At 57.3% G+C, this 18503-nt stretch carries 16 protein-coding genes and 1 pseudogene; 5 read left to right on the forward strand and 12 right to left on the reverse strand.

Translation table 11 applies throughout. The features are described from left to right. Positions 1-22: 22 nt before the first annotated feature. Both WA411_RS00930 and WA411_RS00935 read left to right on the forward strand, forming a co-directional pair. On the forward strand, positions 23-1306 hold the full coding sequence (locus WA411_RS00930) for a TRAP transporter large permease (RefSeq protein WP_069182709.1): 1284 nt from the start codon (positions 23-25) through the stop codon (positions 1304-1306). Positions 1307-1344: 38 nt separating this feature from the next. Next, positions 1345-1785, forward strand: a complete 441-nt coding sequence (locus tag WA411_RS00935; RefSeq protein WP_291905534.1) for a universal stress protein — start codon at positions 1345-1347, stop codon at positions 1783-1785. Positions 1786-1789: 4 nt separating this feature from the next. Here the strand turns inward: WA411_RS00935 and WA411_RS00940 are convergent, their stop codons facing one another. The 11 genes from WA411_RS00940 to WA411_RS00990 form a co-directional block, all read right to left on the reverse strand. Next, positions 1790-4048, reverse strand: a complete 2259-nt coding sequence (locus WA411_RS00940) for a sensor domain-containing diguanylate cyclase (RefSeq protein WP_291905533.1) — start codon at positions 4046-4048, stop codon at positions 1790-1792. Between the two features lie 96 nt (positions 4049-4144). Continuing rightward, positions 4145-4480, reverse strand: a complete 336-nt coding sequence (locus tag WA411_RS00945) for an antibiotic biosynthesis monooxygenase family protein (RefSeq protein ID WP_291905531.1) — start codon at positions 4478-4480, stop codon at positions 4145-4147. 63 nt (positions 4481-4543) lie between these two features. After that, positions 4544-5395, reverse strand: a complete 852-nt coding sequence (locus WA411_RS00950) for an ABC transporter permease (protein ID WP_291905529.1) — start codon at positions 5393-5395, stop codon at positions 4544-4546. A 10-nt stretch (positions 5396-5405) separates the two neighbouring features. Continuing rightward, positions 5406-6266 carry an ABC transporter permease gene (locus WA411_RS00955; RefSeq protein ID WP_174805025.1) on the reverse strand — a complete coding sequence of 287 codons (861 nt, stop codon included), beginning with the start codon at positions 6264-6266 and terminating at the stop codon, positions 5406-5408. Next, positions 6263-7357: an ABC transporter ATP-binding protein gene (locus WA411_RS00960; protein WP_291905526.1), complete on the reverse strand. Its 1095-nt coding sequence runs from the start codon at positions 7355-7357 to the stop codon at positions 6263-6265. The genes WA411_RS00955 and WA411_RS00960 overlap by 4 nt, the downstream gene beginning before the upstream one ends. A gap of 5 nt (positions 7358-7362) precedes the next feature. Then, a complete protein-coding gene (locus tag WA411_RS00965) occupies positions 7363-8442 on the reverse strand; it encodes an extracellular solute-binding protein (protein ID WP_370686230.1) in 1080 nt (359 codons plus the stop codon). A gap of 156 nt (positions 8443-8598) precedes the next feature. Then, on the reverse strand, positions 8599-9639 hold the full coding sequence (locus tag WA411_RS00970; protein ID WP_291905523.1) for an extracellular solute-binding protein: 1041 nt from the start codon (positions 9637-9639) through the stop codon (positions 8599-8601). Next, positions 9636-10406 carry a spermidine/putrescine ABC transporter permease PotC gene (gene potC, locus WA411_RS00975; RefSeq protein WP_222465960.1) on the reverse strand — a complete coding sequence of 257 codons (771 nt, stop codon included), beginning with the start codon at positions 10404-10406 and terminating at the stop codon, positions 9636-9638. The genes WA411_RS00970 and potC overlap by 4 nt, the downstream gene beginning before the upstream one ends. Then, positions 10406-11263 carry a spermidine/putrescine ABC transporter permease PotB gene (potB, locus tag WA411_RS00980; RefSeq protein WP_136630711.1) on the reverse strand — a complete coding sequence of 286 codons (858 nt, stop codon included), beginning with the start codon at positions 11261-11263 and terminating at the stop codon, positions 10406-10408. Before potB ends, potC begins: the two co-directional genes overlap by 1 nt. Further along, a complete protein-coding gene (gene potA / locus WA411_RS00985) occupies positions 11256-12371 on the reverse strand; it encodes a spermidine/putrescine ABC transporter ATP-binding protein PotA (RefSeq protein ID WP_291905521.1) in 1116 nt (371 codons plus the stop codon). Before potA ends, potB begins: the two co-directional genes overlap by 8 nt. Positions 12372-12512: 141 nt before the next feature. Further along, on the reverse strand, positions 12513-13577 hold the full coding sequence (locus WA411_RS00990) for a TRAP transporter substrate-binding protein (protein ID WP_069182698.1): 1065 nt from the start codon (positions 13575-13577) through the stop codon (positions 12513-12515). A gap of 160 nt (positions 13578-13737) precedes the next feature. Here WA411_RS00990 and WA411_RS00995 point away from each other — a divergent pair, with 160 nt between their 5' ends. Then, positions 13738-14916 (forward strand): response regulator, encoded by a 1179-nt coding sequence (locus WA411_RS00995; protein ID WP_069182697.1) that lies wholly within the window; start codon positions 13738-13740, stop codon positions 14914-14916. On the opposite strand, the pseudogene WA411_RS01000 reads toward WA411_RS00995, so the two are convergent. Next, positions 14917-16553 (reverse strand): annotated as a pseudogene (locus tag WA411_RS01000) (methyl-accepting chemotaxis protein). Between the two features lie 225 nt (positions 16554-16778). On the opposite strand from WA411_RS01000, the gene WA411_RS01005 reads away from it, so the two are divergent. Continuing rightward, positions 16779-18131: a CHAD domain-containing protein gene (locus tag WA411_RS01005; protein ID WP_291905517.1), complete on the forward strand. Its 1353-nt coding sequence runs from the start codon at positions 16779-16781 to the stop codon at positions 18129-18131. Further along, complete coding sequence (locus WA411_RS01010; protein ID WP_069182694.1) at positions 18115-18489, forward strand: thiol-disulfide oxidoreductase DCC family protein; 375 nt, start codon at positions 18115-18117, stop codon at positions 18487-18489. Before WA411_RS01005 ends, WA411_RS01010 begins: the two co-directional genes overlap by 17 nt. The last annotated feature ends 14 nt before the right edge of the window (positions 18490-18503 follow it).

Consider the following 18503-nt stretch of genomic DNA (forward strand, 5'->3'; position numbering starts at 1 on the left):
TATTAAGGAAGGATAAGAAATCATGGCAACTATAATGATGTTGATCATGATCGGGCTATTGCTGCTGGGCTTCCCGATGATGATTCCCCTGATCACCGGCGCTGTGGTCGGCTTTGTAATGATGTTTGATGGCTTCGGCCAGATGGGCACCTTCGTCCAGCAGATGATGGGTGGCATCCGGCCAGCCTCTCTCATTGCCGTCCCGATGTTTATTCTCGCCGCAGACATCATGACCCGCGGTCAATCCGCTGACCGCTTGATCAATATGGTCATGGCGTTCATCGGCCACGTGAAAGGCGGCCTGGCGATCAGTACCGCCACCTCCTGCACCCTTTTCGGTGCCGTATCAGGTTCTACCCAGGCAACGGTTGTGGCGGTTGGCTCGCCATTGCGGCCCAAACTGCTCAAGGCCGGCTATTCGGATCCGTTCTCGCTCGCGCTGATTATCAACTCCAGTGACATTGCGTTTCTGATACCCCCGAGCATCGGCTTCATTATCTACGGCGTTATTTCGGAGACCTCCATTGCCGAGCTGTTCATTGCCGGTATCGGGCCAGGCTTGATGATTCTGATAATGTTTTCGATCTACTGCCTGATCTATGCTCGCGTCAACAACCTTCCCACCGAGGAGAAGTCCACCTGGAGCCAGAGAGCCGTAGCCATGCGCGAGGCTTTGTGGCCGCTGTTTTTCCCGGTCATTATCGTGGGCGGCATTTACGGGGGGATCTTCAGTCCGACAGAGGCTGCAGCAGTATGCGTACTCTACGCCTTCCTGCTTGAGTTCGTGGTGTTCCGATCACTCAAGCTTGCTGACATCTATCGGATCGCGAAGTCCACAGGCTTAATCACCGCTGTCGTATTTATTCTGGTAGCCGTGGGCACCGGCTTCTCCTGGATTATTTCCTTTGCCCAAATCCCCCAGGCTATTCTGGACGCAGTCGGAATCAGTGATATGGGCCCGATTGGCGTGATGATTACCATCTGTATCGCCTTCTTTATTGCGTGCATGTTCGTTGACCCGATTGTGGTTATCCTGGTACTCACGCCAATCTTTGCGCCAGCCATCGAGGCCTCTGGGATCGACCCGGTACTGGTCGGCGTGCTCATTACCCTGCAGGTAGCCATCGGCTCGGCAACGCCGCCGTTCGGCTGTGACATCTTTACCGCCATTGCGATATTCAAGCGCCCCTATCTGGAGGTTATTCGCGGCACGCCGCCGTTCGTAATCATGCTGATAGCCGCTGCCGGGTTATTGATTGCGTTCCCGCAAATTGCGTTGTTCCTGCGCGACCTGGCCTTCAGGTGATCTGATCACCCTGAAGGGTGAATACAAAGGAGAGCAAGATGTTCAAACGGATTCTGGTGGCAGTCGATGGCTCGATGACCTCCTTCGATGCTCTGAACAAGGCCATCGAGCTGCAAAAACTGACCGACGCAGAGATTTTTCTCCTCTGCGTCTACAAACACCACAGCCTGTTTGAGGCGTCGCTGTCGATAGGACGCCCGGACGACATGGATATCCCGGACAAGGTGCTGTCGGAATACGCCAAGGAAGTCGTCAATCACGCCAAGGAACTTGCCAAGGAACGTGGCGCCACCCACGTTCGGGGCTTCGTGAAGGCGGGCAGGCCGTCGAGAGTTATCATCGATTTTGCCAAAGACAAGGGCGCAGACCTGATTGTCGTGGGCACCAAAGGAACGCACAGCGACAAGGATGGCATGTTCCTTGGCAGCGTTTCCCACCGGGTTGCATCCCACGCCAAATGCCCGGTTTTGGTGGTGTAACCGTCTAAACCGAGATTTCGACCCGGTTGCGGCCGGCTTCCTTGGCGCGATACAGCGCCTTGTCGGCCAGGGTCAGAATCTGTAGTGGCTTTTCAGCATCGTCAGGCCAGCTGGCAACACCCACCGAGACCGTCAGTGCCCCAAGATCCTGCTCCCGATGAATAATAGGTACCTTGCGAACAGCTTCGCACAGCTGGTTCGCTTTGTCCCGGGCTGCTTCGGAGGTTGCTCCCGGCATGACCACCACAAACTCTTCACCACCGTACCGGCAAACTATGTCACTCTCCCGGAACTGCTTTTGAAGAATGCCGGCGACGATCTTCAGGGCATGGTCTCCCGCTTCGTGGCCGTGGGTATCGTTGAACCGTTTGAAGTGATCGATGTCGACAATCAACAGGGATAGCGACAAATCGTTACGCTGCGCGACGGCGCTTTCATGTTCGAAAAGCTGATCAAAGTAGCGGCGGTTTTTCAGACCGGTGAGTGCATCCTCGTAGGAAAACTTCTGCAACTCTTCCCGCAGGGCAATGCTTGAGAGGGTGATACCGATTCTCTGGATGGCCTGATCCAGCGCCGTAAGCAGACGTGCCGAACCATACTCGCTCTCTGCCTTTCCGAAAACGCCATCGCCCTCGAGCAGAAGCACACCTTCAGTCACATTGCCGGCACTGGCCGACTCCACATTTACCCAGAAACACAAGTTACCGCTCTCGGCCTCTCTCCCCTCCCCATCGGCGCCCTGCCACTGTTTCAGTTGCGGCAGCCTGGAGGGCTCCGGGAGGCCTTTGCGGGCATCCAGAATCACCGGAAGCGGAACCGGGCGACTGAATCCCCAGACGGCAACCCGATCATACCGCTCTCCCGAGCCCCGCTGATAAAAGGCGCCTTTAAGCGGGCTGCAAATATCCGGGAGCGCCCGGACAAGCAACCCGAACGCCTGCTTCAGGCCCAGACAGTCCTGCAGCTCGGTAATCACGTCGCCCAGAATCCGGTTTTTCTCATTTTCAAAGGTCAGCATCCGGACCCGCGCCTGCTCGCGCCGGGCCAGAGCCTCCGCCTTGGCGGTACGTTCGGCAACCTTTTCTTCCAGTGACACGTTCAGCCGCTTCAACGCCTCCTGGGTGCCTGCGTAATGCCACAGTGAAATAATCACCACCGCCAGAGAGAAGAGGAGCATTCCCCAACTGACCGGGACCCGGCCCCAGGGAAGCACACCATGGGCCACTGCCATATCCACAATCAGCAACGCGCAGAAAAAGCCGAAGGCCAAAAGCAGTACCTGTTGCTCGCGCAACATTTTACCGATACGACGCAGCACGACGGCAAAAATAATAACCAGAGAAACGAGAAACATGGCATCAAATGGCGGGAACGTAGACGAGAGATCAAACACGCCCGCCAGCGCGCCCAGCAATGCACCCACCAGGTAAACAAGATGAACTTTCCAGATCAGATTTATCACCCAGGGGCGATGATTGGTCAGCCATTGCTCCAGCAGCAGTGCCAGGGCCACCGGCAGCATGTAATAGGAGCCGGCAGCCAGGTAGTCCCACATCAACGGCTGGTAGGCGATCAGAAGACTGGCCTGGCTCTCTGAGACCAGCATCAGGGCCGAAGCGAGGGTGAACAATGAAATACTGGCAAACGTTTTCTTTTCTGCCTGCAACAGCGCAAAAATGATTGCCAACAACGCAATCAAGGTGGCGAAACCCGCAATTACCAGTGCTTCGAGGGAATTCTTGAGAATGTAGAGAACCAGATCCGGATGATCCATGATGGAGACTTCGCCCCACAGCCCGATATCTGTGTAATTGGAGAAAATCCGGAAATACACCGGCTTGCCTTCATAGTTCTCCGGCAGCACGATTTCATGCCACGGCCAGCCCTCAAACCGGCCCCGGCCCTGGTCATCAAACTCGCCATACTGGTAGATTTTTTCATCCTCAACCCAGACCTGAACGATCAGATCGACACTGAAGATGTAAAGGACGGGCTCCTGCCACTCGCCGGTTGGCAGGGTGACCCGGAACCAGACATTCTCACGCCCTTCACGGCCGGGTGGATTGGAGGGAAAACCAATGCTTTGCCATTTTTCGGGTGCATCCTGCACCACCCACTCCGGAACACCGTCCTCGGTAAAGGGAGAATCACCCCAGCGATACTCCCAACCTTCGGCTACCGGCTGAGACGCTCCATAGGTAAGTGCAGGCAGTATCAAGGCCAGAAACGCGGTAACCAGACGAAGCAGGCTAATCTGTGGCATCAGGAAGGCAAACCTGAGTTGTGGGGCGATCAGATCTGATTATAGTCCAGTCCCCGAAAATCCGGAGCACTCTTTCGGGGCATACGACCGGTGCGCTCAAGGCGATTCGTGACCATGCGATGATCGAGGCGGCTCCACCACCCATTCCGGGTCCTCAAACTCACCGATGGGTTTGATATTCACGAAAGGCGCAGCGCTGCGGATGATCGCGGCCACCTCGGGGTTATGCTGCCCTTCCATGGCATCCCGCTGTTCCTTGCTCTCCCAGGAGGCGATAGCAATCAGCGTATTGGGGTCGCCAATCTTGCGGTGCAGCTCGGTGCCGCGGGCCCCCGGCGCCTGCTGGATAATTTCGCTCGCTCTTACCCAGGCATCCGCGTATTCCTCGGCAGTATGGCCTTCCCGGATATGCACTTCGAAAATAAATTTCATGAGACCTCCCGGTGACTGCCGGCTCAATCGGGTCGCGTTATCCCATGATGGCGGCGAACACCGTTAACGTGAGGAGCGACCCATCACCAGCAACGCCAGGAGCGCAGAGCCCACCATCAGCAACAGTGCCACCGCATTGAGCACGGGCGTCGACCCTTCCCGAAGGCGATTGAAGAGGGCCACCGTCAATGGTGTATCACTACCTGTCAGCATAACGGTGGTATTGAAGTTTTCAAATGACATCAGGAAGGCCATGGCGGCCGCTCCGAAAATGGATGGCAACAGCCATGGCAGGGTAACGGTAAACCAGGCCACCAGGGGCGTGGCGCCCAGGTTAAGGGCAGCCTCTTCCAGCTGGGGATCAAACTTGCGAAGACGGGCAGCGATCACCAACGTACTCAGAGTCGCGATGAAGGTCACCTGCCCCATTACCACCAGCGTCATACCGGGCCGGAACAGGTCCAGTTCGATGCCCCAGGCGGCCGACATATCATTGGCCATGCCGCTGTAAAACACCAGTATGGACACCCCCAGAATGACACCGGGAATCACTAAAGGCAGCAGCATGAGCAGGTACAGGAACTCCTTGCCCCGGAACTGAACCCGTTCAAACAACACGGCGTTAACACACCCTAGGGCAACGCTCACCAGCGTTACCCAGAAAGCAATATTGGCACTGACCCAGAGCGCTGTAAGAAGCCCATCGTCGTGGAATAGTCCGGTGCGGCCGTCGCTGCCATCGGCGAAATACCAGTCCAGAGTGAAGCCTTTCCATGGGAGCGACGGAAACGGCGCGTCATTGAAGGCAAACACGGCTGTAACCAGCAGCGGCAGTGCGAGGTAAACGAAAAACGCCACCAGGTACGCCAAGTAGAGCCAATCGAACAGACGGGACCGGGGGACGGAACGGATCATGGCTTCACCCTCATCCCATCACCTTGCGCAACGACTGACCGGAGATTTTCAGCCCGAGCCAGACGATGACCGAAGACAGCACCAGCAGCAGAACACCCAGTGCGGCGCCCTGCTCCCAGTTAAAGCGGGTAATGAACTGGGTGAAGATCTGCTCGGTAAACCAGGCGCTATCCTTCCCGCCCATGAGCACCGGAGTCAGATAGCTGCCAAGGGTGAGCATGAACACGACGATGCAGCCGGAAACAATGCCGGGCATGGCCCAGGGCACAACGATTTCGCGCAATACGGTACCGTGGCCGCCACCCAGGTCGTAGCCGGCTTCCACCAGGTTCTCATCCATGCCATCGAGGGTGGTTACCAGTGGCACCACCATGAACAGAAGCCCGTTGTAGACCAGACCGATAATGACCGCCACGTCGTTATAGAGCATTTCCACCGGACCATCCACCCAGCCCAGGGCCTGTAGCCAGGAACTGAACAGGCCACTTTCACGCAGCAGGATCATCCAACCGTAAGTACGTACCAACTCACTCGCCCAGAACGGAATCAGGCAGGCCAGAAACAGAATGCCCTTGGAGCGCCCCCTCGCAAGACGGGCTATGTACCAGGCAATGGGGAAGGCGATGATCAGCGTCAAAAAGGTCGTGAACAACGACATCACCCCGGTACGCACGAACGTTCGCCAGTAATAGGACTCGGTAAAGAAGTTCTGATACTGCTCAATGCCCCAGGCAATGGTGTCCCAGCTTTCCCGCACCTGGAACGACACCCGTAACATCTGGAGGTGGGGCAACAACACCAGCAACACGATCCAGAGCAGGAATGGGGTAAGCAGCAACCAGAGGGATAAGCGACTGACCGATGACTTCACGGACTGTCGGCTCCAAAGACCCTGGCCAAAGCCGGATTCCAGGCCAGCCGGATTGAACTGTCGGCAGACAGCCGGGGTGCCGAACCATCTTGGGGCAGGCGGGCATACACCGGCTGGCCACAGCTCTCTGCCTCAATCCGACTGTTGGCACCATCGAACAGGGTGGTTCGCACTTTCGCCTGCATCGAGGAGAAACCGGCACTGAGGGCATCACCTGACAGCACCAGCGATTCGGGCCGGATATACAGTTCGGCCCGATGGCCGGTTCTGAGGTTGTCCGATGCCACCCGTCCCTGAACCAGAACACCGTCATCCAGACGGATGTCTGCCAGATTATCCCGCACCGCTACCAGCTCACCGGACAGGCGATTGTTATCGCCGACGAACCCGGCTACGAAGGGTGTGGCCGGTTCCCGGTAAAGTTCCTCCGGTGGCGCCACCTGATCAAACCGCCCGTCCCGCATGACGGCCACCTGATCCGACATCACCATGGCTTCCGACTGGTCGTGGGTGATGTACACGAAGGTGGTGCCGAACTGCTTCTGCAGGTGCTTAAGCTCCACCTTCATCTGCTCACGGAGTTTCAGGTCGAGGGCACCAAGGGGCTCATCCAGCAGCAGAAGCGTGGGCTCCAGTACCAGGCAACGCGCCAGGGCCACCCGCTGTCGCTGACCACCGGAAAGCTCCTGGGGGTTGCGGTGCTCAAGATCAGGCAGGCCGACCTGCTCCAAAACCCGGGCAATGCGCTTTCGACGTTCTGCCAGCGGCATTTTCCGTCGCTTGAGCCCGTAACCGATGTTGTCGCCGACCGTCATGGTGGGAAACAGGGCCAGATGCTGGAACACCATGTTCACGGGCCGCCGGTTTGGTGGCACATCGTTCATGCGCTGGCCACGAATGTGGATATCTCCTTCATCGGGCTTGTCGAACCCGGCCAGTAGTCGCAACAACGTGGTCTTGCCGCAACCGGAGGGGCCCAGAATGGAGAAAAACGTGCCCGCCGGCACGTCCAGGGAAACGTGATCCACCGCCGCATTGCTGCCAAAGCGGCGGACCAGTCCCTCACAGAACAGGTCCGAATCCATTCCCATAGGGATCAGTTCGCGGCCTGGACGCGATCCAGCACCTGGCCCTCCATGGTTTCCAGTCCCGGGGGAACCGGCGGATACCACTTGATATTGTTGATGGCGGCTTCATCAAAGCTTTCGCGATAAGCGTCCCGCAGATCAGCTTTGACAAACTCATCCGCACCTTTTGAGGCGGTAAAGTTGCCTGACGCATTGGTAATACGGGCCGCAATCTCAGGCTGCATCACAAAATTGATCCACTTGTAGGCAGCTTCTTCGTTCTCGCTACGGCGGGGAATCGCGAAAGTGTCGATCCAGCCGAGGGCACCGGATTCGGGGGCCACAAACCGGATGTCCGGGTTCTCGGCATTGAGCTTCCAGCCGCCGGCATCCCAGGCCATGGCCGCTTTCACTTCACCGGTACGCAGCAGGGCCAGCAACTGGTCGCCACCGGTCCAGTAGGTTTTCACATTGCTTTTGCAGTCGATCAGTTTGTCCTCAACCTTTGCCATGATCGACTCGTACTGGTCCCGGTCATCGTAGGCTGCGAACGGATCCAAACCCATCGCAAAGGCAAAACCGATCAGTGTGGGTCGCTTGAGGCGGTAGCTGACCTGTCCTTCGACAGCAGGATCACACAGGTCGGTATAGTCAGACACGGTATCCGCTACCGAGCTGTGCACGATCAGACCACTGGTTCCCCACACCGAGGGCACCCCATAAAACTGGCCATCCAGTTCGGTGGAATCCTGGGTCGCCTTGACCATGGACGGCTGCAACTGATCCGTGTTCACCCGGCTGAAATCGATCGGCTTGTAGATATTGAACTGGCGCTGCACACCAACAATCCGGTCCTGGCTCGGCTGGGCCAGGTCAAACCCGGCACCGCCCGTGGCACGGAGCTTGGAAATCATGTCTTCATTGTTGGAGAGGGTCACCTTCACATCGATGCCGGTCTCCTCCTCAAACTGGGCGACCACATCATCCGGGGCGTAGCCACCCCAGGTAATCAGGCGCAGCTCTTCTGCCAGGGTACTGCCAGAAAAACCTGTGGTGGCAAGGGCTGCAGACAGCAAAAAAGCACGGTTCCGTGTCGAGCGAGAGGGCATGATCATAACGTGTCCTTACTGATGGCAAGTTCAGAAGTTTGCTAACCATTTGTTATCAGGAAGTTATAGACCATGTATTGCAGTTTTGTGAAACCCGATACAAAAAAACGGAGGCCGCAGCCTCCGCTTTTTCAGGACCATTAACAATCCGCGCGCTTAGCGGCCAGACTTCAACATTTCCCAGTACTTGGCGTAGACCTGCAGGGCGTCGTCGCCGATGTCGGTCTGGAACTCCGCATTGATCATATCGGTGGCGTTCGGATAGCTTGCCCGGTTATTCGCCACTTCGTCCGGCAGCAAGTCCCGCGCTGCCAGGTTCGGAGTGGCATAACCGATCTCCTCACTGATCAAAGCGGAGATTTCCGGCTGCAACACGAAACTGATGAACTGGTGGGCCGCTTCCGGATTCTTCGCGTTCTTCGGAATCACGAAACTGTCCAGCCAGGCGATAATGCCTTCTTCCGGATAGACGTACTCCAGCGACTCCATGGTGTCCTTGCCCATCACGGCTTCGCCGTTCCAGATCATACCCACGTCGGTCTCACCCTCCAGGTAAGGCATGCGGGGCGCATCGGAATTGAAAGTACGAACCGAGGGCATCAGTTCGGACAGCTTTTCATAGGCCGCCTCGATTTCATTCGGATTGGTGCTGTTGCCGGAGTAGCCCAATACCCGCAGGCCAACGTGGAAAACCTCCCGCATGTCGTTGGTAAGCATCACCCGGCCATCGAAACGGTCTTCCCACAGGTCTTCCCAGGCAGTGACAGGCTCACCTTCGATGTCTGCGGTGTCCACGGCCAGCCCCGTGGTACCCCAGAGGTACGGGACGGAGAATTTGTTCTCCGGATCAATATCCAGGTTCACCAGTTCCGGGTCCAGATTATCGAAGCCCTCGATCTTGCTGCGATCGATCGGCAGCAGCAGGTCTTCCTGACGCATCTTGCTGACGTAGTAGGTAGAAGGTACCGCCAGGTCGTAGGCTGCACTGTCATCCAGCAATTTCAAGCGGGCATACATGGCCTCGTTGCTGTCGTAGGTGGTGTAGACCACCTGGATACCGGTTTCTTCAGTGAAGCGGTCGAGCACTTCCTGGGGCATATACTCGGACCAGTTATAGAGGTTGAGAACCTGGGGCTCCTCAGAACTGCACCCCGTCAATCCCACTGCCAGCAAGCCGGCCAGTGCCAGTTTCTTCATCGTTTGCTCCTTATCAGAATCCATTGAGACAACATCAGCATAACCAGTGAAAACACCAGCAACAGTGTGCCCAGGGCATTCACCTCGGGTTTCAGGCCCACACGCACCATGGAGTAAATGCGCAGGGGCAGAATCTCGTAGCTCGGGCCACTCACAAAAGTACTCACTACCACATCATCGAGGGACAGTGTAAACCCTAGCAGCCAGCCTGCCAGTAATGCCGGCATGATCACCGGGATCAGCACGGTACGGGTCATGGTGAAATCAGAAGCACCAAGATCCCGGGCGGCCTCTGGAAGACTCTCATCGAATCCGCTCAGCCGCGCCATCACCGTGATCACCACAAACGGAAGACAGAAGGTGACATGAGCCAGTAGCAGCGATACATAGCCGAGCTGCAGCCCCACCAACAGAAACAGGGCCAGCAACGAAATGGCCAGGACAATCTCCGGCGACATCATCACCACAAACAGCATGCCATTGAGCAGCTTCTTGCCCCGGAACCGGTAACGATGCAGGGCCAGGGCGGTCAGGGCGCCAATCACCGTGGACACGGTGGCGGCAGACAGCGCCAGCCAAAGGGAATTCCACATGGCATTGACCATGGCCCGGTTATCGAACAGCGCCTCGTACCAGCGCAGGCTGAGCCCGCCCCAGGCATAGCCGGTGCGGGATTCGTTGAAGGAGAACACCACCAGCACCACGATGGGCACGTAGAGCAAAATGTAGACGAGGGTCAGATAGGTGCGGGGCAACCATCGTGTCATCAGGCACCCTCCTCGCCAATTCGCCGTTTACTCAGGCGATGGGCGAACATGAGGAACGCCATGGTCAGGGTCAGTACAATGCTGGCCGCCGCCCCGAAGGGCCAGTTGCGGGCATCGAGGAACTGGTTCTTGATCACGTTACCCACCAGCAGATTGCGGGAACCGCCAAGAATGTCCGGCACGAAGAAAAGCCCCATGGCGGGCAACAGGACCAGCATCACGCCGGCCAGGACCCCCGGCAGGGTGAGCGGCACAATCACATGGATAAAGGTGGACAGCCGACCCGCGCCCAGATCGTGGGAGGCCAGCAGCAACTCCTGCTTCAGGTCTTCGAACACCGAATACAGCGGCAGGATCATAAACGGCAGCAGCAGATACACCAGCCCGATGATCACCGCGCCCTCGGTATAGAGGAGCTGCAGGGGCTCATCAATCAGCCCGATCGACATCAGGGCGCTGTTCAGCAGACCGTTGGTAGCCAGGATCAGCTTCAGGGCGTAGGTGCGCACCAGGGAATTGGTCCAGAAGGGCACGATCAGCAGGAAGATCAGGATCAGTTGTCGCTGCTTGCCCACTTTGGACAAGGCCCACGCAAACGGGTAACCAATCAGCAGGCACACCAGGGTGGTCATCGCCGCCATGTACAGGGAGTGGAGAAAAACCTCCAGATACAGCGGGTCAAACAGCTGGCGATAGGCATCCAGATTCAGGGGCAGGGACAGAAAGGTTGCCGGATCCCGGGTCATGACACTGGCGCCTACCACCAGGAGATTCGGTGCCAACACCAGAAACAGGAGCCAACCCCAGACCAGGATCAGGACGGCGGTTTTGAACGGCTGCTGCATAACGCTATGCATCGGCCGCAAGTTCCTCTTCCGTTGCGGTTTCGCCGGGCAGCAGCCATTCCCAGCCATCCACCCAACTGACCTTGACCGGCTCGCCCAGGCGGTAATCGAAGGCGGGATCGTCCTCATCAAAGAATTCGCTGGCCAATACCTCGGTGCCGTCGTCCAGGTGAATGACAGAATCCAGCGTGCTGCCTTTGTAGTTACGCTCGACAATCTTGCCCGCGACACCCTGCGCATCGGCCGGATCCAGCACCCGGATGTCTTCAGGCCGCAGCAGCACGCTCAAGGGCTGGCCTTCGCTTACCGCGAAGTCCGGTCGGCGCAGGGTTCGTTTGAGGCCAAAGACATCCACGGTAATAGAGCCATCGTGAACCGACTCGACCGTGCCCGGGAAAAAATTGGTTTCCCCTACAAACCGCGCGGTAAAGAGGTTGGCCGGTCGCTCGTAGACCTCCCGTGGAGTACCGAGCTGCTGCACCAGGCCATCCTTGAGGACCACTACGCGATCCGACATGGACAGGGCCTCTTCCTGATCGTGGGTCACGAATACGAAGGTGATGCCCAGCTCCCGTTGCAGACGCTTCAGTTCCACCTGCATGGTACGGCGAAGCTTGTAATCCAGGGCCGAGAGCGGTTCATCGAGCAGTAGCAGCCTCGGCCGCTTGACCACTGCCCGGGCGATGGCCACCCGCTGCTGCTGGCCGCCGGACAACTGATGCGGCTTACGGCGGGCAAAATCCTGCAACTGGACCATGGCCAGCGCTTCATCGACTCGCTGGCGAATCTCGTCCTTCGGGCGCTTTTCCATCTTCAGGCCATAGGCCACGTTGTCGAACACCGACATGTGGGGAAACAGCGCGTAATGCTGGAATACGGTATTGAGGGGACGATTTTCCGGGGCAGTGTGGGTGAGATCTTGTCCCGCCAGGGTGATGCTGCCCTCATCGGGATGTTCGAAACCGGCCATCAGCCGCAGCAGGGTGGTTTTTCCGCACCCGGAAGGGCCCAGCAGGGTAATGAACTCGCCGTCGTAGATCTCAAGATCCAGACCGTCGAGCACCGTTTTGCCACCGAATTGCTTGGAAAGATTGCTCAGGGATAGCAGTGTCTGTTTCATCGGCGCTGCCCAAAGAATGAGCGGCCTATTTTTCCAGAAACCGACGCAAACAAAAAGGGGCGCTGGGGTATTACAGCCCCGGCGCCCCTTTGACTGACAAAGCCCTCAAGCCTTTGGCTGGCTCTCAGGTATTGTCAGGCTTCAGTCCTCAGCCACACTGTTCAGGTAGGCCTTGTCCGAAATGTTGGTCCACTGACGAACCTGCTTCAGGTAGTCGCGCTGGGACTCGATGATTTCCTTCGCGAGCGGATCGTTCTCAGCGGCCTCGGCCAGCAGCCGGTTGGTGGTGCTACGCAGGGCATCAATGACTTCCGGCGGGAACACCTTGTGGGTCACATCCGGGTAGTCTTCCTTCATCCGATCCCAGGCCACGCCACTCTGGTGGGTGCTCTGGATGTACATGTCATAGGCGGCGGTGCGCATGGCCACACGCAGGATTTCCTGAAGATCCTTTGGCAGCTCTTCCCAGGTCTTCTTGTTGATCAGGAACTGGACTTCCGCGCCCGGCTCCTGCCAGCCCGAATAGTAGTACTTGGCGATCTGATGGAAGCCCATCTGGAAATCCAGGGCGGGACCGACCCATTCAACGGCATCCACGGTGCCACGCTCAAGTGCGGTATAGAGCTCACCCGGCGGCAGGTTGGTCACGGCAACCCCCAGCTCGGACATGACTTCGCCGGCAAAACCGGGGGTGCGCATCTTCAGACCCTGCAGGTCTTCCAGCGAGTTGATTTCCTCGCGGAACCAGCCACCCATCTGGTTACCGGTATTACCGCCCGGGAAAGACAGCATGCCGTACGGCTCGTAGACCTTCTGCATCAGTTCCATGCCCTCGCCGTGATAGAACCAGGCGTACATTTCAGGCGCAATCAGCCCGAATGGGATGGTGGTGAAGTACATGGCGTTCGGGATGGTGCCCTTGTAGTAGTAGGACGCGGTGTGCCCCATGTCGTACTGGCCGTTCCGCACCAGATCAAAAATCCCGAACGGCGCCTTGTGCTTGTTGGACGGATCTATGCGGATCTGCAAACGGCCGTCCGACATGGTTTCCGCCATGTCCGCCATATGCTGAACCGTCTCTCCCAGTACCGGAGAATTGGGCCCCCAGGTTTGCGCAAGGCGCAGAGTATAGTTTTCCTCGGCGAGGCCGATGCTGCTTGCGAGAAGCAGCGCCGACGCTACCGTTGCTTTCAGCAGGTGGGTCATTGTGGTTGAACCTCTATTTCATTGTTATGTTGTGATTTTTGATGCCTCGGAGATAGTAACCTGAGAGTTTAAAAAAGGCCAAAATCTGGTCACCCGGGCGTTTATTGACTATGTTGAATACCACTGATTGCAGTAATTCCAGGGATCCGGGATACAGTCCATGCCAGACAACGAGCTTTCCAGACATCGGGCACAGTTAGAGGCCCTCCGGGCCGCCTACGTGGAAAAGTTGCCCGAGACGTTTGAACGTCTCGAAGCGCTCATCGACGCGATACCGACCGACCCGAGTGATGCATTCGGGCTCGACAACCTGAACGCCTCACTCGGACTGCTATACCAGGAGGCCCACAAGCTCGCTGGCACTTCCGGTTCTCTCGGTCTTGAGTATGTTTCTACAGCAGCAAGGCAGTTGCTGTCTCTTGCCGAGAACTGGCACACGCATCCTCTCGACGCTCTTTCGAAAAGAGAAACGATGGATACGCTGGTCGAGACCATGCGAAATTGCGACCTGAAGCCGGTTGAGGAAAGCCCTGGACCCAGTAAACGCGGCTCTCGGAAAATCCACATTGTGGACGATGACGAGTTGGTGGCTCAGGAAATGCTTACCTGGCTTATTGAGGCCGGATTTGATGCGGAAGTTTTCCTGTCTTCGTCGGTTTATCTGGATATATTTGAAACGCTTGCCCGGCCAGACATGATTATTATGGACGTCGCCTTTGGCGAGGACATGAGCGCGGGGCCGGACATCATTCGACAGCTTCGCAACCGGCTGGGGAGAATGCCGGCGGTTATCTTTCTTTCCATCCATGACGAAATGCCCGCCAGGCTTGCAGCGCTCCGGGCGGGTGCCTCGCGCTATCTGGTCAAACCGGTCACCAAAGACCGCCTTATGGACCTCGCCCATGAATTCGCCGAGCGCAAGCACACGACAACCTACCGCGTTCTGCTGGTAGATGACGATCAAACCGCCCTGCAGGCCGCAAAAATACAGCTGGAATATGTTGGGCTTGAGGTACATGCCTGCGAGGAACCTCTGCAGGCATTGACAGTTGCGCGGGCGATCAGGCCAGATGTCATCATTCTGGATATTGTGATGCCCAACGTCTCCGGGACGGAACTCGCTGCCATCCTCAGGGAGGACCGTGAATTCGATGCCACTCCCATCGTCTTCCTGACGTCACAGTCTCATCAGGATGAGAAAACCTTGAGTGTTGCCCTCGGAGGCGACGACTACGTCCTGAAGCCGTTCGACACCGACTACCTGACCGCCACGGTCCGCGCCCGTGCCAAACGCTCCCGAAGGTTGCGCGAGCTCATCAATGCGACCGACAGCCGCTGATCAGACCTTGAACTGACCAACTAGCTCCCGAAGGCTCTCCCCCAGGCGCGCCAGTTCGTGGCTGGCTTCGTTGGTCTGGTTTACGCCGGTATCACTGCGTTGGGCAGCATCGACAATACGGACCACGTTCTGGTTAATCTCTTCGGCGACCTGGCTCTGCTGCTCTGAGGCTGTGGCGATCTGAGTCACCTGATCATGAATCTTGCCGACCGATGTCTCGATGGTTCGCAACGCGCTGGTTGCATGATTGACGGCTTTGTTACCGATGCCTTGGATTCGGTAACAAAGCCGTCAATCATGGTGCGAATCTGATCAGCAGACTCGGCGCTGCGTTTCGCCAGCTGACGAACCTCATCGGCAACCACCGAGAAACCACGTCCATGCTCACCAGCCCGTGCAGCCTCGATGGCAGCGTTCAGGGCCAGCAGGTTGGTCTGCTCGGTCACAGCATGAATGACGTCGAGCACCTGCTGGATCTCATCGGATTTTTCCGCCAGAGCATTGATGCTCCGGGCGGTATCTTCGATTTCTTCGGACAGTTTGTTCACGGCGCCCTGGGCACTGCTGATGGTTTCGCCACCTTCCCGGGCCATGCGATCGGCGTCTGAGGCCGAACTTTCAACTTCATTGGCATTACCGGAAATCTGCTGGATGGTGGCGGCCATTTCGTTGATGGCTGAGGCAATCTGATCCGTCTCGGACCCCTGCTCCTGAACCGAAGCCCGGGTCTCGTTTGCAACCCGGCTCAGTTCTTCCGCTGCAGAAGCCACCTGGTCTGTTGTCGCGCCCACCTCACGCATGGTGTCCTGGATCTTGACCACGAAGGCGTTAAAACGCCGGCCCAGCTCGGCCAGTTCGTCATTGCCCTCGTCTGGCAGTCGCTGGCGCAGGTCACCCTCACCGTCGGCAATTTCCTGCATCATGTTGCTCACGCTCTTCAGTGGCCGGGTCACGCTACGACCCACGAAGATGCCGATTACCAGGGCAATCACGACCACCAGCACTGTCACCAGCAGGATAAAGCCCAGGGTTTCGGCCATACCGGCTTCAATTTCTTCGCGAGCTGCTGCTACCTGGCGATCAATGTCGGTAATGTAGACGCCGGCACCGATCATCCAGTCCCAGTCCGGGATGATCGTGGAGTAGGACATCTTGGGTTCTTCATTGCCAGAGGCCGGGTTCATCCAGTCATAGCCATAGAAGCCCTCACCGCGGGCCGCGTCGAAAAGATTGCCAACCAGTTTCCTGACAACCGGGTTTGACGTGGGGCCTTCTTTCGAAGGATCTGGAGCATACGCCAGGTTGAAAACATCCCGGGTGTAGGCGAATACATAATTGGTTTCGTCAAAACGGATAGAACGCAGACGCGCTGCAGCCGCCTCCTTCGCCTCTGCTTCTGTCATTGAGGGGTCGTTCTTGGCCTCCAACACCACTGCCTCAGCAGCATCAATCAGGTTCTGCAGCCCGGTCTTGCGTGCCTCGAGAAGACTGGTCTCCAGGCGTTTGAGTTCGGCTTCTCCGTTCGCCTGAATCTGATTGGCGGTGATCCAAGCGAGAGTTGCCGCCGTTATCAGTACAGGCATCAGTACGGCGATAAGTAAGCGGCTTCGGATTTTTAACCGGCTCAGAACATTCATGCTTTCAAACTCCCGGGAACTTGCTATTGATGCGGATTATCCACAGACCAACTCAGGTGATCTGTTCCAGTTTGTTAAAAGAGATTTCACTGACTCTCTCTGCGCGTGTTCAGCGCTACGGATAAACGGACCTTCCGCCAATGTTTTCAGACAAGTAGAGTAACGGCAGTAACGTAAATGTCTTGAGCAAGCGTCAGACTAAAGGACCACTACGAAGGTAGGCCAATGAAGCACCTGTTTCTGGTACGCCATGCCAAATCCAGCTGGGCCGATGAAACGCTCTGTGACCGGGAGCGGCCACTGAACGCCCGGGGCGAGAGTCAACTGGTACCTCTGGGCAAGGCTCTGGAAGCAGCGGGCGCGTTCCAGGGCGAGATCTTCACCAGTGATGCCACCCGCGCCATCGCCACACTTGAGGGGGCAGTGCCTGAGATGGCTGCTCGCGAGCGCTGCCAGCATCTTGCCGAGCTGTACACCTTTGACTACCGGCGTCTGCTCGCCTGGCTGGAACATCGCGACGCTGATTCCGGAATCACGCTTGTAGGTCACAATCCTGCCTTGCTGGAACTGGCCCAGTGGCTGCTGAAACATCCTCCCGAACAGCTACCTACCGCCAGCTTCATTCACATCCGCCTCCCGATCAAACATTGGCACCAGCTAGACCGGGGCAAGGGCAAGCTGGTGGCTCTGATGACGCCACAGGATTACAGCTATGCCCACTTCGAACGGAGACTTAAAAAGAAAGCCAGAACCGAGGGAGACGACCCGGCAAGGGACATCCCCAAGGCCCTTCACCACCAACATGATCGGCTATGGCAACTGGAGCGTGGCGTTATCCTGGGCCTGGACGACGAATTCCTGCACCAATACCGGATTGCGATTCGGCGCAGCCGGGCCATTGCCGAATCGGTGCAGGAAGTGACCGGTGACAAGACGCTGGCAAAAGCGGTTAAAACCCTGAAACGTCATGCCCGTGCGACGGGACCGTTACGCGATCTGCATGTTTTTCTCCAGGACTTGCCTGAATTGTGTGGCGACAATTCGGAAATCCGGGCAGCCCTGCAGATCTGGTTCGAACAGGAAGCCGCCAACCGCCACAAAAAACTGGTCAAGCGCCTGCAGAGCAAGCGCTATCACGACAGCATGGAGCACTGGCTGAACCTCATTGAGTCCCGAAAGTTCCAGAAGTTGGCGGAGACGCTGAGGGCAAAAGACATCCGAAAGGCGGTGGAGAGCCGTATAAAAGGGTTCAACAGATTGACCGCTGAGCTGATGCATACCTCCCCGGATGAGGATATTCATCGGCTTCGCAAGCAACTCAAGCGAATCCGTTACCTGATGGAGCTGGACTCGAAAACCTGGAAGTCCGAGCTGAAAACGATGAAAGCACGCCAAAAGCTGTATGGCCGCTTCCAGGATCTACATGTTCAGATCGAACTGCTTGACCAGTTCCGCAAGGCGGCCCCGGAGGTCTTACCCGCTGCCCTCGACGGGATCCTGGAAACCCTGGAAGAGTGTAAAGCGGACGCCCGGAAACAGATTCTGACCCTTGGAGGACTTGATGGAGCCCCGTTATGACACCCTGTTTTACGACGGACAATGCCCACTGTGTGCCAAGGAGATTCGCACTTTGCGCAAACTCCAACGGGGCAACCTGATTTTTGCAGACATTCACGAACAGCGTGATGGCAGCGGCAATTTGCCGAGCCATGAAACCCTGCTGCGACGCCTGCACCTGATGACCTGGACCGGGGAATGGGTCATCGGCTTGCCTGCAAACGTTCGGGCCTGGTCCCACACGCCCTATGGCTTTCTGTTCAAGCCCCTGCTGTGGCCCGGCATCTTCCAGATTGCCTCGCGAATCTACGGGAAATGGGCAGACAAGCGGTATGAACGGAAATACGCCTGTGCCATTGGCGACAACAGGGCGGCCTAATGGTGGAAGGCTGG

The organism is Marinobacter sp. CH_CUG1437-1 (assembly GCF_037029655.1).
In the GTDB taxonomy this organism is placed as follows: Bacteria; Pseudomonadota; Gammaproteobacteria; order Pseudomonadales; family Oleiphilaceae; genus Marinobacter; species Marinobacter salsuginis.

Bases quoted from the DNA above. Each gene is read 5' to 3' on its own strand.
- WA411_RS00935 (WP_291905534.1), top strand. From the start codon at position 1,345: ATGTTCAAACGGATTCTGGTGGCAGTCGATGGCTCGATGACCTCCTTC.
- WA411_RS00930 (WP_069182709.1), top strand. From the start codon at position 23: ATGGCAACTATAATGATGTTGATCATGATCGGGCTATTGCTGCTGGGC.
- WA411_RS01005 (WP_291905517.1), top strand. From the start codon at position 16,779: ATGAAGCACCTGTTTCTGGTACGCCATGCCAAATCCAGCTGGGCCGAT.
- WA411_RS00945 (WP_291905531.1), bottom strand. From the start codon at position 4,480: ATGAAATTTATTTTCGAAGTGCATATCCGGGAAGGCCATACTGCCGAG.
- potA (WP_291905521.1), bottom strand. From the start codon at position 12,371: ATGAAACAGACACTGCTATCCCTGAGCAATCTTTCCAAGCAATTCGGT.
- WA411_RS00950 (WP_291905529.1), bottom strand. From the start codon at position 5,395: ATGATCCGTTCCGTCCCCCGGTCCCGTCTGTTCGATTGGCTCTACTTG.
- potB (WP_136630711.1), bottom strand. From the start codon at position 11,263: ATGCATAGCGTTATGCAGCAGCCGTTCAAAACCGCCGTCCTGATCCTG.
- WA411_RS00965 (WP_370686230.1), bottom strand. From the start codon at position 8,442: ATGCCCTCTCGCTCGACACGGAACCGTGCTTTTTTGCTGTCTGCAGCC.
- WA411_RS00960 (WP_291905526.1), bottom strand. From the start codon at position 7,357: ATGGGAATGGATTCGGACCTGTTCTGTGAGGGACTGGTCCGCCGCTTT.
- potC (WP_222465960.1), bottom strand. From the start codon at position 10,406: ATGACACGATGGTTGCCCCGCACCTATCTGACCCTCGTCTACATTTTG.
- WA411_RS00970 (WP_291905523.1), bottom strand. From the start codon at position 9,639: ATGAAGAAACTGGCACTGGCCGGCTTGCTGGCAGTGGGATTGACGGGG.
- WA411_RS01010 (WP_069182694.1), top strand. From the start codon at position 18,115: ATGGAGCCCCGTTATGACACCCTGTTTTACGACGGACAATGCCCACTG.
- WA411_RS00995 (WP_069182697.1), top strand. From the start codon at position 13,738: ATGCCAGACAACGAGCTTTCCAGACATCGGGCACAGTTAGAGGCCCTC.
- WA411_RS00990 (WP_069182698.1), bottom strand. From the start codon at position 13,577: ATGACCCACCTGCTGAAAGCAACGGTAGCGTCGGCGCTGCTTCTCGCA.
- WA411_RS00940 (WP_291905533.1), bottom strand. From the start codon at position 4,048: ATGCCACAGATTAGCCTGCTTCGTCTGGTTACCGCGTTTCTGGCCTTG.